Raw genomic sequence first — 11,819 nt, 5'->3', positions numbered from 1 at the left:
AGTTTGCTTTTTCAGCCGATAATAGAGAAACCCCTAGCTAGTTTGGAAGGCCACGCCATGAAAATCGACAACTCGGGAAGTGCCGTTGGCGCCTATGCCAGTCAGAGCAAGCTGGCCCGGCGCGATACCAGCGCTCCGGCTGCCGGATCCGGGTCCACCCCGACCGATAGCGTGAAGATCAATCCGCTGGCCAGCAGCATCAGTGCGCTGTCTGCCCAGGCAGATACCACGCCTGCCTTTGATGCGGCCAAGGTTGATGCCATCAAGAACGCTATCGCAGCCGGCACCTTTTCGGTGAATCCGGACAAGATCGCCGACAGCCTGATCGCCTCCACCCAAGAACTGCTGAACCAGTAAGTACTGCAGATGGGTGTGGCAGCAATGACGCAAGAACAAGGTTTTGCCCAACTGTGCCGTGCTGAAGCCGAGCAGGTGACACGCTTGATCGACCTGCTGCAACAAGAGCAGCAGGTGATGATTGCAGGCCAGGTGCACCGCCTGGAAGACCTGGCGGACAGCAAGAGCAAAGTGCTGGATGAACTGGCCATGCATTCGCAGTCTCGCGCCCGGCTGATGAAGACACTTGGCCTGTCCGACAGCGACACCGTATACATCTGGCTGGCCGACAAGCCCGAAGAACGCCAGGCCTGGCTGGCACTGGAAGATCTCATCCATCGTGCCCAGGGCATCAACCAGCTCAATGGTACTTTCATCGAGCAGCAACTGGGCCAGGTAGAAGCTTCGCTGGCCGTGCTGCGTCAGGCGGCTGCTTCCACGCTCAGTTATGACCGTGGCGGACAGCAGCCGCAACCTGCCGGCGGACGCCGTTTTCTCGGCTCTGCCTGACTTGCCCATAGGGCTGGCCACATGCGATGTGGTGGGCGTACCTGTCCCTTTGTGGTATCTTCGCCACTGGGCCTGAGCAAACCACCATTCAAATTCTGATGACCCTGATTTCCCTGATCATTGCGCTGGCACTTGAGCAGCTGCGCCCACTGGGCAACCGCAACCGCGTTTGGCATGTTTTCACCCGTTATGCCAATCATCTGGAACGCAATCTGAATGCCGGTGCCAACCGGCACGGTGTCTTTGCGTGGATGCTGGCCATCCTGCCTCCGGTGTTGTTGAGCCTTGGGGTGTACTACGCCCTGTACGCGGCCAACCCGCTGCTGGCCATTCTGTGGAATGTGCTGGTGCTCTACCTCACCATGGGTTTCCGTCATTTCTCCAGCGCCTTTTCCGAGATTTCGCTGGCCTTGACCGAAGGGCGTGATCTGGATGCACGCATGGCGCTGACACGCTGGACGGGGCATCCTTCTGCCGAATTGTCTGTTGGCGAGATTTCCCGCCTGGCAATCGAGCAGGGTGTGGTGGACAGTTACCGGCATGTGTTTGGCACCATGTTCTGGTTTGTCCTGCTGCCGGGCCCGTCCGGTGCCTTGCTGTACCGGCTGTGCAGCATGCTGGGGCAGAAATGGGGTAGCCGTCAGGGCGATGAAGACCGTTTTGGTCGTTTTGCCGGCAGTGCCGCTGCCTGGCTTGACTGGTTGCCGGTGCGTCTGACCGCTGCCAGCTTTGCCGTCATGGGCGATTTTGAAGATGCAGTCTACTGTTGGCGTTCCCAGGCCCGGACCTGGGGCAACTACGCCAATGGCATTCTGCTGGCCTCCGCTGCTGGTGCACTTGGTGTCAAGCTGGGCGATCCGCTCAGGCAGGATTACACCATCAAGTTCCGGCCGGAACTGGGCCTGGGTGACGAAGCCGATCCGGGCTTCCTGAAAAGCGCAGTTGGCCTGGTCTGGCGTTCAGCCTTGCTATGGCTGTTTGTCATCCTGTTGCTCAGCGTTGCCAACCACATGGCCTGATGCCTGCCTGCCGCCGCCCCTGATGGGCGGCGTTGCCATTTGGGCCAGGCCATGTTCATGAACTAGGGGATGCGTCGCATGCTGCGATGTCATCGCCCAACCGAATTGCAGGAGCACACACATGCTGTTTTCCGAACTCGGGCTGTCGCCCGAGATTCTTCGTGCCATTGAAGAACAGGGCTATTCCGAGCCCACACCGATCCAGGCCAAGGCCATTCCGCTGGTGCTGTCCGGTCGTGATTTGCTGGCTGCCGCTCAAACCGGTACCGGCAAGACTGCCGCCTTCATGCTCCCCATCCTGGAGCGGCTGAAAAAGTTTGCCAATACCAGTGTTTCCCCGGCCATGCACCCGGTGCGGGCGCTGGTACTGTCGCCCACGCGCGAGCTGGCCGACCAGATTGGCGTGAATGTAAAAACCTATACCAAGTATTTGCCTTTGCGTGCCACCACCGTGTTTGGCGGCATGAACATGGACCCGCAGACTGCCGAGCTGCGTCGTGGCATGGAAGTGGTGATTGCCACGCCAGGCCGCCTGCTGGACCACATCCAGCAGAAAAGCATCCAGCTGAACAAGGTGGAAGTACTGGTGCTGGACGAAGCCGACCGCATGCTGGACATGGGCTTCATCCAGGATATCCGCAAGATCATGAGCATGCTGCCCAAAGAGCGGCAAACCCTGCTGTTCTCGGCCACCTTTGCGCCGGAAATCAAACGGCTGGCTGCGGACTTCATGAAAGACCCGCAAACGGTGGAAGTGGCCCGCCAGAATGCGACCAATGAGCAAGTCGAGCAACTGGTGTATTCCGTCGATGCCGGTCGCAAGCGTTATCTGCTGAGCCATCTGATCAAGAGCCGTGACATGAGCCAGGTCATCGTGTTCTGCAAGACCAAGCTCAGCGCCGACCAGCTGGCACGTGACCTCAAGCGCGACGGACTGGTGGCCGAAGCCATTCATGGCGACAAGGCACAGGCCTCGCGCCTGGAAATTTTGTCGGCATTCAAGGAAGGCAGCCTGCGTGTGCTGGTGGCTACCGACGTGGCGGCACGTGGCCTGGATATCAGCGAACTGCCCTTTGTGGTGAATTACGAGCTGCCCAACTCACCGGAAGACTATGTACACCGCATTGGCCGTACCGGTCGTGCCGGTGCCAGCGGTGTGGCCATTTCGCTGATGAGCCCGGCAGAAACCCGTCAGCATGAAGCCATTGAAAAGCTGACGCGCCAGACGCTGACACCGCAAGTGATGGCTGGCTTTGAGCCTGGTTCGACTGCGCCGCGCGAGGAGTCTTCCCATCGTCGTGAGCGCGATCGTGACCGTGATGCTGGTCGTGAACAGAGTCGTTCGGGCACCCGTACTCCGGCGCGTGAAAGCCAGCGCGATCCGATGTCGGTACCGGCATCGGCCCTGATGGCTGGCAAGTCCGGCGAAGGCCTGAAAACCATCAAGCCTGCCGGCAGCAGCCGCCGCAGCCGCAAGGCGCAGCGCGAAGTGCCGGCCCTGCTGCTGCCGCCGCGCTACAAGGTGGAAGTCAGCCGCTGATCGCCTGACTGCAGTGACACCACAAAACCGCCTGTCTTGTGACTGGCGGTTTTTTCATGGTGGCGTGCCATAAAAAAAGGCCCCGCAGGGCCCAAGGAAGCAAATGCTCCATACGTAGAAATCAGACAAATATCACCAGGGCCGCCATGGCACCATGAGCACCCATCACCAGGCTTTGCTCGATGTCCGCGGTACGCGAAGAGCCGGAAATGAAGGCACCAAAGCCATGCTCTGCCAGCTGGATGCGGGCATAGGCATCGCGCATGGTGTCCACCATGGCCTCACGTGGCACCACCAGGACCAGCTTCTGGGTGAGGAAGTAAATCGAGCGGAAACGGTTGTCCGGATGGCTGACCCACACCGTGGCATTCTCCGCCACAGCCAGCTGGCCGGGGACGATGGCGACGTCGACATCGTGCCATGCGTGCGGATCATCCACTTCTTCGTGCTGCGCCACGGTCAGGTCGACGGTGCGACCGGCATCCGGCCAGCGTGCGGCCACGACATCGGCCACGCTCTGGCCATCCTGCAACTGGACTGCGTCGCCACCCAGATTGCGGATCAGCGTGGCAAACGCTTCAAACTGGTTGTCGTAACGGATGAACGGTACGGCGTGAATATCCGGCAGGGCCGATGCTTGCGGCCGGTTCTGACGAATGCGGGCCAGTATCTTGTCACGGGTGCTCATTGTTGGCCCTCCTTGTCCTTCTTGTCCTTACTGCGCTGTTGGTACAGCTCCTTGAAGCTTTGGCTCGGCATGGGTGGCACATCGCGCCCGGCACGGCTCCAGGCGCTGTGGCGGGTAAGGCTTTCCGGAATGATGGGCACTACCTTGCGCATCACCTTGCCACCCAGGTCAAACAGCGCCGGATGCTGGGTGAGGAAGCGCATGGCCAGCAAGCCCATTTTCTTGCCGGCGGGCAGCAGGTTCTGGTCAAACGCCTTCTTGCGATGCAGTACCAGTTGTTCGTGCAGGTTGATCTTGACCGGGCAGACATTGGAGCAGGAGCCGCAGGTACTGCAGGCAAAGGCCATGCTGCCGTGCTTTTTCATGTCGCGGCTGGGGCCCAGGGTGGAACCGATGGGGCCGGGAATGATGTAGCTGTAGCTGAAGCCGCTGCTGCGCCGGTAGACCGGACAGGTATTCATGCAGGCACCGCAACGGATACAGCGCAGGCTCTGGTAGAAGTCTTCATTGCCCAGGATGTCGCTGCGGCCATTGTCCACGATGACAATATGCATCTCGCCACCGGGGCGCGCCTGATGGAAGTGCGAGGTGTAGGTGGTGACCGGGGAACCGATGGCCGAGCGGGCCAGCAGGCGGGTGAATACGCCCAGGTGCTCCAGCTTGGGAATGATTTTTTCCAGCCCCATGCTGGCAATGTGAATGGGCGGCAGGCTGGTGCCCAGGTCGGCATTGCCTTCATTGGTGCACACCACCACGCCACCGGTTTCGGCAATGGCAAAGTTCACCCCGGTCAGGCCGGCATCCGCCGTCAGGAAGTGCTCGCGCAGATTGGCCCGTGCCGCGTGGGTGAGATAGGTGGGGTCGTTATTGCCGGCCTCGGTGCCCAGCTCCTTGTGGAAAAGCTCGGAAATCTGTTCTTTTTTCAGGTGGATCGCCGGCATCACGATGTGGCTGGGGGCTTCGTGGCGCAATTGCACGATGCGCTCGCCCAGGTCGGTATCCACCACTTCGATGCCGCGCTGTTCCAGATAGGGGTTCAGCCCGCACTCTTCGGTCAGCATGGACTTGGACTTGACCAGCTTCTTCACCTGTTTTGCTGCCAGAATGCCGTGCACGATGCGGTTGTGCTCGTCGGCATCGGCAGCCCAGTGCACGGTGACACCGTTTTTCTGCGCATTGGCTTCAAACTGGGCCAGGTAGTCGTCCAGCTGCGACAGGGTATGTGCCTTGATTTCGCGTGCCAGTCGGCGCAGTTCTTCCCATTCCGGCAGTTGCTTGGCCTGGGCATCGCGCTTTTGCCTGACCCACCAGATGGCGCTGTCGTGCCATTTGGCCTGGGCGCGGTCCTTCAGGAATTCAGCCGCTGCCTGCGGGTGTTTTACGCTATCGTCTTTCATGCGCCTGCTCCCCGGCCGGTGAGGATTTCCACGATGTGCAGCGGGCGAATGGTCTTGCCCTGATGACGGATGATGCCGCCCATGTGCATCAGGCAGGAGGGGTCGGCGCCGATGATGTATTCCGCGCCGGTGGCTTCGTGCTGGGCAATGCGGTCTTCGCCCATGGCGGTGGACAGTTCCGGTTCATCGACACAGAAGGTGCCGCCAAAACCGCAGCATTCGTCACGGCGTTCCGGCAGCAGCACTTCCACACCGTCCACCAGCTTGAGGATGGATTCCAGGCGCGAGTGATAGGGCATCATCAGTTCGGACGGGCTGGCGTGATGCAATTCGCGCAGACCGTGGCAGCTCTGGTGGATGGAAACCTTGTGCGGGAAATACACCGGCTTGGGCAGCTTTTCCAGCTTCAGTACATCCTGCAGGAATTCGATGATCTCGTAGACCTTGGGCTTGAGTTGTTGATAGGCACTATCTTCGGCGATGTACCAGTCGTAATGATGGGTCACGTGGGACACGCAACTGCCAGAAGGGGCAACGACATAATCGTAGCGCTGGAAGACATCGGTGAAGCGGCGTGCGGCATCGCAAGCGCCTTTGCTGTCACCGTTATTGGCCAGTGGCTGACCGCAACAGGACTGTTCCATTGGAAATTCCACTTCGCAGCCCAGGCTTTCCAGTAGCTCCAGGGTTGCCATGGCGACATGGGGGAACAGTTCGTTGATGAAACAGGGAATGAACAGGCCGATTTTCATGGGGCAGGGCCTCCGACAGGCAGGAGCAGGGTTCAGGTGCGCATTAGATAATGATCGCCCTGCTACTGCCAATTCGGATTTACCCTTGCGCACAGACAGTTGCCTCAGGCGGCCTGCGATTTCATCTCGGCAAAACGGCTGACACTGCTGACCACGCCCTTGGCTTGCTGGTTGATCTGGCTGATGGTTTCCCCCACCCGCTGGGACAGGCCGACATTGCCATTGGCCTGTTCCAGCAGGTGTTCCATGCTGGAAACCGCATGTCCGGTATGGTTCTGGATGTCATGCACCATGCGATTGATTTCCACCGTCGAGCTGGCCGTGCGCTCCGCCAGCTTGCGCACTTCGTCGGCCACCACGGCAAAGCCACGGCCCATCTCGCCTGCGCGGGCGGCTTCGATGGCGGCATTCAGTGCCAGCAGATTGGTCTGGTCGGCAATGTCCTTGATGGTTTGCACGATGGAGCCGATTTGCTGCGAACGCTCGCCCAGCTGTACAACCTGCTGGCTGCCACGTTCGATATCACTGGCCATGGTCATGATGTTGTCGATGCTCTGTTCGATATCAAATACGCCGGCGTTGGCCAGCGCCTGGGTTTCCTGCGCCGAGGCATAGGCTTGCAGCGCGGAGTCACGCTCCATGGTTTGTTGTTCGACCTGGGCGGTGATGTCGGTGGCAAACTTGATGACGCTGCACACCTGGCCGCTTTCATCCAGTACCGGGTTGTAATTGGCTTCCAGCCAGATGGTTCTCCCGTCACGTGTGCGGCGACTGATGCGCCCGCTGTAGTACTGGCCGCTGCGCAGCCGCTCCCATAGCGCGGCATATTCCGGGCTGTTGGCAAAGGCAGGGTCGCACAGGATGCGATGCTGCTGGCCGATCAGGCTGGCTCGACTGTAGCCGGTGGCCTGCAGGAAGTGGTCGTTGGCTTCAAGAATCTGGCCATCGGCTGAAAATTCGATACAGGCCATGGCCCGGTTGATGGCTTGCAATATGGCGTTGTTACGTGCCGCATTCATCACGCTGTCGGTAATGTCCGTCGCCAGTTTGATGATGCTGCCAACCCGGCCGGTGGCATCCAGTACCGGGGAGTAAGTGGCCTGCAGCCACACGACGTGTCCGTCGCGGGCGATGCGTTTGACCCGGTCCCGATAAAACTCGCCGCGGCGCAGTTGCTCCCAGAAACGGCGGTATTCCGCGCTGCCGGAGTAGGCAGCCTCGCACAGCAGGCTATGCGGCTTGCCTTGCAGCTCTTCACTGCCCTGATAACCCATGGTGTCGAGAAAGTTCTGATTGGCTTCCAGAATCTGGCCATCGGGGCTGAAGCGAATCAGCGCCATGGAGAGATCCAGCGCCTGTTCCAGTTGCCGTGCCGCCGACAGTTGTTGTTCCAGTGTGGCAATTCGCTGTTTGAATTGTTGATTGAACATGATTCATATCCCCAGGCTGATGCTTTTTTGTATGTTTTGTTATAGAAGCTGGCCAAGTGGAGAGAAAGCAGGTTCTTCTGCCGGCGCGGCGGGTGATACGCTTTTGTTGTCAAAAGGCTTGCTGCAGTCTGCTTGGCGTTTATCCATACTCAGGCATTTGTCGCCCAACAAGCACATCGGAAGACAAATAATTTAAATGAATCAGTTTAATTGTGCCGATATGACTTATAACTAGAAAAATCAGGTCAAAGCGGAAAACCGGCTGCCACGCGCACTTGGCAAGTGGTGCCGGAGTGATATGCTTGGCAGAACCTGTGTGATGGCAAGCAATGAGACCACCGTCTGTTGCCCTGTCCGGTCTCAAGCAGCGCCCCCACCGCTTGCTCTCCGGATATGGCTGTCATGCTGGAAATCCATGTCCTGCATTCCATGCAAGCCTTTGCCTGTGCAGGGCATGTGGTGTTAGAGGCAATAGTCAGCGAAAGTCAGTGTGGCATCATGATCAATATCAAACAAAATATGACGATTTGCTGTGCAGCGCTGTGTTCCGGAAAAGCAGACGAAGATAAGATCATCCAGACCATTGCCCTGTTCAAGGCCTTTCATGTTCTGTATGTCAATGTGCATTCACCTGAGGCAAAACTGATACAGCATGTGATTGAAAACCTGAAGTCGGTGTTTTCGGTTTATCAGTCCCGCGATGAGATCGTGTTGATGCCTTACGAGGTCCGTGAGCTGAATGCTGCACGGCAAGCCTGCATGGCAAAGTCCGGTCGTCGCAGTGTCAGCGTGCTCAATCACCTGTACACGGCTTATCTGGACTACTATCGCCATCGTCTTATTGGCGAGGGCAACCCGCCGGGTTGACTGGCCGTTTGCCCTTGCACAGCCCGTTTCACCCTGCCAAACCCGCTGCTGCGGGTTTTTCATTTTGGCGGGCTGGCTTTGCTGTGACGGCGGAATGAGCGTGGAGCAAGAGTGCGCTACAGCTTGCTGAACGTCATTCGCTTGGGAGCTGGGCAGGAGCGCTGCATGCTGCGCAAGATATGCGCCTGCGCGGACGGGCGGTGTTGATGGCGGAAGAGAATGGGAGTCGAACCCACCCGGGACCGCTGGCGGCCCCTTCTGGTTTTGAAGACCAGCCACCCCACCGGGAGTGCCTCTCTTCCGTGAGGGCTGATTATAGCGGTTTCACTGCGGGCCTGCAGCGGGGGCGTCCGCCTGCAGGCTGGCACTGCCAAACAGCATGCTTTCCCGTAACAGGTGCCTGTCCGCCAGACGACGGGTAAAGCCGCTGCGGTCATAAAACTCCAGAATCTGGATGGCCAGTTTGCGACCGCAGCCCAGCTGGTCGCGAAAGCTGGCAGCATCGGCATGTCCGTGCTGCTCGCACAATGTACGGATGATATCGGCCATGTGGTGCACGTGATGGGTGGCGAAATAGCGGTCCTGCACCACGGCGACCACGTGTCCAAGCCGGGCCGCCTTGTGTAGCAGGCGACGCATGTCGGTTTCTTCCATGGCGAGCAGGCGGGCCAGGTCTCGCACCCATTGCGGTTCGCTGCCGGCAAAGCAGGGGGCCAGGCGCTGCCATTGTTCCTGTTCCTGTGCGGAGAAGCTAAGCACATGTTCCGGCAGGTGCAGCCAGCCACGCGTCTGGCTCAGCAAGCCTTGTTGCAGTAGCTGGTTCAGCAGCAGGTTGACGGCGGCTTCAGGCTGTCCGGGCAGGACCAGTCGTCGCAGCCGTCCCCGGCTGGCACCCAGTTGATCCGGTTGTTGCTGATGCAGCATGGCCAGCCGCTCCAGCACGCTGTGCTGCATCGACTGCCAATGTGCCGGGTGATAGAGCCAGCCTTCTACTTGTTGACCCTGGCAGGTACTCAACAGCGCCTGCATGGCCTGGCTGTCCAGCTGCTTGGCCCAGGCAAAAGCATCCAGCGCCACGGCCTGCTGTTCGCTTTGCCTTTGCAACTGCTCGGCCAGAGGCTGTGCCGGACCGGACAATTGCCGCAGATAGTCCAGTCGTGCGCTCTGACGCTTGCCCCGTTCCGGCACTTGCAGTTCCAGTACCTTGGCACCGGCAATGGTGTGGCGGGCGCTGGCATCGCGCAGGATCAGCCTGTCGTCATCGGCCAGCCACAAGGGCTGGTCCAGCACCAGTTCGGCCAGGCCGCTTTCCGAGACTGCCAACTGGCTGTGATCCAGCAGGCACACCCGTCCGGTGATGTGACGTGCCGCATGGTGGATATGCACTGCTTGCCAGTGTGTGAGTGCCTCGATGGCATGCAGCTGAACAGCGATGCGCTGGCTGGGGGCAAGCGGCTGGGTGTCGAATAGCCAGTCGCCGCGCTGGATGTCCTGCTTTTGCACGTCACCCACCAGATTCAGCGCAATACGCTGTCCTGCCTGACCAGATTCGGCAGCGGTATTCTGTACATGCAGGCTGCGTACCCGGACCTGGCTGTCTCGTCCGCTCAACCACAGTCTGTCACCCACCGCAACCTGGCCGTTCAGTGCTGTGCCGGTGACCACCAGCCCGGCACCGCTCAGGCTGAATGCCCGGTCGATCGCCAGGCGAAAGCGTTGTCCTTGCGGCAGACCGGAGGGGTGCAGGTTGTCTAGCAGATGCTGGCGCAAGGGCGCGATGCCCGCGCCACTGTGGCTGGAAACAAAGAAAACCGGCGCGGCCGGCCAAGGGCTGTCTGTCAGCAACTGGCGGATGTCACCAGCTACGACCTGCTGCCGGGCGGAGTCAACCAGGTCGCACTTGCTGATCACCACGGTGAGTCGGGGAATGCCGCTGAGTTGCAGGATGGCAAGGTGTTCGCGGGTTTGCGGCATGATGCCGTCGTCCGCAGCGATGACCAGCAGGGCATGCGGAATGCCGGAAAGGCCGCACAGCATGTTGGCCAGAAATTTTTCATGGCCGGGGACGTCAATGAAACCGGCAATGCGTCCATCGTCCAGCGGCAGGTAGACATAGCCCAGGTCTATGGTCATGCCGCGTTTTTTTTCTTCCGGCAGCCGGTCGGCATCGTGGCCGGTCAGTGCGGTCAGCAGGGATGTCTTGCCATGGTCGACATGGCCGGCCGTGGCAAAAATCATGCGACTGAGCGGTCTGCCGGGTGTTCCAGACCAACCGGGTCGATGTGGGTCATCACATTGAGTACCGGATGCGCGCGCATGACTTCATCGCGTGCGCGCTCCGCAATATCGTGGGCTTCAAACACATTCATGTGGCCATCCACTTCCAGATGGACATCAACCAGAATCAGGTCGCCCATTTTGCGGGTGCGCAAATCATGCAGGGCCAGCACCCCCTTGGTCGCCAGCAGGGTCTGGCGGATGGCGGCGGTTTCTTCCGCATCGGCAGCACGGTCCATCAGGTCGTGCAGCGAACTCCAGGCAAAGCTCCAGCCCATTTTTCCCACGATGAAGCCAACGATCAGCGCTGCTACCGGGTCCAGAATCGGATAGCCCATCAGGTTGCCGATGATGCCAATGGCCACCACCAGCGAGGAGGCTGCATCGGAACGTGCATGCCAGGCATTGGCCACCAGCATGCTGGAGCGGACGCGTTGCGCCACCGCCAGCATGAAGCGGAACAACAGCTCCTTGCAGACCAGTGCCGTGATGGCTACCCACAGGGCGATGCTGTGCACGGTGGGAATGGTCGAGGGGTCGTGAAACTTCACTGCGGCGGACCACAGCATGCCGATGCCGACAGCCAGCAGGAGCAGTCCCAATACCAGCGAGGCAGCGTTTTCGTAACGCTGGTGACCATATTGGTGATCCGCATCCGGTCCCTTGCGGCTGTGGTGCCCGGCCAGCAGGACGACAAAGTCCGACAGCAGGTCGGACAGCGAATGGACACCATCGGCCACCAGCGCCTGGGATTTGGCAAACACGCCAATCAGCACCTGGGCGGTGGCCAGCACGATATTGACCCATACGCTGACCAAGGTGCTGCGACGCGCAGCCTTGTTGCGCGTGGCTTCGTCGGTGGTTTCCTGGGGAGAATGACTGGTGTGCAGGGTCATGGCTGTCTGTTTCAAATCAGGTGGGTTGTGCAGTATGCCATAGCTACCTTAAGTTTTTCTTAATTGAATGTTATTGTTTGGTAAATAAAAACAATAATAAGAATAAT

At 59.5% G+C, this 11,819-nt stretch carries 11 protein-coding genes and 1 tRNA gene; 5 read left to right on the top strand and 7 right to left on the bottom strand.

Annotation, left to right across the window (positions count from 1 at the left end):
• Positions 1-57 precede the first annotated feature (57 nt).
• From flgM to DKK66_RS03865, 4 genes are all read left to right on the top strand, one after another.
• Entirely contained in the window at positions 58-357 is a 300-nt protein-coding gene (gene flgM / locus DKK66_RS03880; protein WP_062788124.1) for a flagellar biosynthesis anti-sigma factor FlgM, read from the top strand.
• A 24-nt stretch (positions 358-381) separates the two neighbouring features.
• Entirely contained in the window at positions 382-846 is a 465-nt protein-coding gene (locus DKK66_RS03875) for a flagella synthesis protein FlgN (RefSeq protein ID WP_045845490.1), read from the top strand.
• Positions 847-944: 98 nt separating this feature from the next.
• The gene (locus tag DKK66_RS03870) at positions 945-1,865 is read left to right on the top strand and encodes a CobD/CbiB family protein (protein ID WP_045845491.1); all 921 of its coding nucleotides are present in this window, start codon (positions 945-947) and stop codon (positions 1,863-1,865) included.
• A 121-nt stretch (positions 1,866-1,986) separates the two neighbouring features.
• The gene (locus DKK66_RS03865; protein WP_062788121.1) at positions 1,987-3,405 is read left to right on the top strand and encodes a DEAD/DEAH box helicase; all 1,419 of its coding nucleotides are present in this window, start codon (positions 1,987-1,989) and stop codon (positions 3,403-3,405) included.
• 121 nt (positions 3,406-3,526) lie between these two features.
• Here DKK66_RS03865 and DKK66_RS03860 read toward each other — a convergent pair whose 3' ends face one another.
• From DKK66_RS03860 to DKK66_RS20650, 4 genes are all read right to left on the bottom strand, one after another.
• Positions 3,527-4,093, bottom strand: a complete 567-nt coding sequence (locus DKK66_RS03860; RefSeq protein ID WP_131355680.1) for an LUD domain-containing protein — start codon at positions 4,091-4,093, stop codon at positions 3,527-3,529.
• A complete protein-coding gene (locus DKK66_RS03855) occupies positions 4,090-5,490 on the bottom strand; it encodes a lactate utilization protein B (RefSeq protein ID WP_131355678.1) in 1,401 nt (466 codons plus the stop codon). The genes DKK66_RS03860 and DKK66_RS03855 overlap by 4 nt, the downstream gene beginning before the upstream one ends.
• Positions 5,487-6,242, bottom strand: coding sequence for a (Fe-S)-binding protein (locus DKK66_RS03850; RefSeq protein ID WP_131355676.1), 756 nt, complete (start codon positions 6,240-6,242; stop codon positions 5,487-5,489). Before DKK66_RS03850 ends, DKK66_RS03855 begins: the two co-directional genes overlap by 4 nt.
• A gap of 104 nt (positions 6,243-6,346) precedes the next feature.
• A complete protein-coding gene (locus DKK66_RS20650) occupies positions 6,347-7,672 on the bottom strand; it encodes a PAS domain-containing methyl-accepting chemotaxis protein (protein ID WP_131355673.1) in 1,326 nt (441 codons plus the stop codon).
• Positions 7,673-8,074: 402 nt separating this feature from the next.
• Here DKK66_RS20650 and DKK66_RS03840 point away from each other — a divergent pair, with 402 nt between their 5' ends.
• Complete coding sequence (locus tag DKK66_RS03840; RefSeq protein WP_131355670.1) at positions 8,075-8,539, top strand: hypothetical protein; 465 nt, start codon at positions 8,075-8,077, stop codon at positions 8,537-8,539.
• A 207-nt stretch (positions 8,540-8,746) separates the two neighbouring features.
• On the opposite strand, the gene DKK66_RS03835 is transcribed toward DKK66_RS03840, so the two are convergent.
• The 3 genes from DKK66_RS03835 to DKK66_RS03825 form a co-directional block, all read right to left on the bottom strand.
• Positions 8,747-8,841 (bottom strand) — tRNA-Sec (locus DKK66_RS03835).
• Positions 8,842-8,863: 22 nt separating this feature from the next.
• The gene (gene selB / locus DKK66_RS03830) at positions 8,864-10,777 is read right to left on the bottom strand and encodes a selenocysteine-specific translation elongation factor (protein ID WP_131355667.1); all 1,914 of its coding nucleotides are present in this window, start codon (positions 10,775-10,777) and stop codon (positions 8,864-8,866) included.
• Positions 10,774-11,712: a cation diffusion facilitator family transporter gene (locus tag DKK66_RS03825; RefSeq protein WP_045845499.1), complete on the bottom strand. Its 939-nt coding sequence runs from the start codon at positions 11,710-11,712 to the stop codon at positions 10,774-10,776. The genes selB and DKK66_RS03825 overlap by 4 nt, the downstream gene beginning before the upstream one ends.
• Positions 11,713-11,819 lie beyond the last annotated feature (107 nt).

The sequence above is a fragment of the Aquitalea sp. USM4 genome (assembly GCF_004328945.1).
GTDB lineage: Bacteria > Pseudomonadota > Gammaproteobacteria > Burkholderiales > Chromobacteriaceae > Aquitalea > Aquitalea pelogenes.
This window is presented reverse-complemented; position numbering and strand designations above follow the sequence as displayed.

What these genes read in the sequence shown, in the direction of transcription:
- flgM (WP_062788124.1), top strand. Translation starts at nt 58, where the DNA reads ATGAAAATCGACAACTCGGGAAGTGCCGTTGGCGCCTATGCCAGTCAG.
- DKK66_RS03875 (WP_045845490.1), top strand. Translation starts at nt 382, where the DNA reads ATGACGCAAGAACAAGGTTTTGCCCAACTGTGCCGTGCTGAAGCCGAG.
- DKK66_RS03870 (WP_045845491.1), top strand. Translation starts at nt 945, where the DNA reads ATGACCCTGATTTCCCTGATCATTGCGCTGGCACTTGAGCAGCTGCGC.
- DKK66_RS03865 (WP_062788121.1), top strand. Translation starts at nt 1,987, where the DNA reads ATGCTGTTTTCCGAACTCGGGCTGTCGCCCGAGATTCTTCGTGCCATT.
- DKK66_RS03860 (WP_131355680.1), bottom strand. Translation starts at nt 4,093, where the DNA reads ATGAGCACCCGTGACAAGATACTGGCCCGCATTCGTCAGAACCGGCCG.
- DKK66_RS03855 (WP_131355678.1), bottom strand. Translation starts at nt 5,490, where the DNA reads ATGAAAGACGATAGCGTAAAACACCCGCAGGCAGCGGCTGAATTCCTG.
- DKK66_RS03850 (WP_131355676.1), bottom strand. Translation starts at nt 6,242, where the DNA reads ATGAAAATCGGCCTGTTCATTCCCTGTTTCATCAACGAACTGTTCCCC.
- DKK66_RS20650 (WP_131355673.1), bottom strand. Translation starts at nt 7,672, where the DNA reads ATGTTCAATCAACAATTCAAACAGCGAATTGCCACACTGGAACAACAA.
- DKK66_RS03840 (WP_131355670.1), top strand. Translation starts at nt 8,075, where the DNA reads ATGCTGGAAATCCATGTCCTGCATTCCATGCAAGCCTTTGCCTGTGCA.
- selB (WP_131355667.1), bottom strand. Translation starts at nt 10,777, where the DNA reads ATGATTTTTGCCACGGCCGGCCATGTCGACCATGGCAAGACATCCCTG.
- DKK66_RS03825 (WP_045845499.1), bottom strand. Translation starts at nt 11,712, where the DNA reads ATGACCCTGCACACCAGTCATTCTCCCCAGGAAACCACCGACGAAGCC.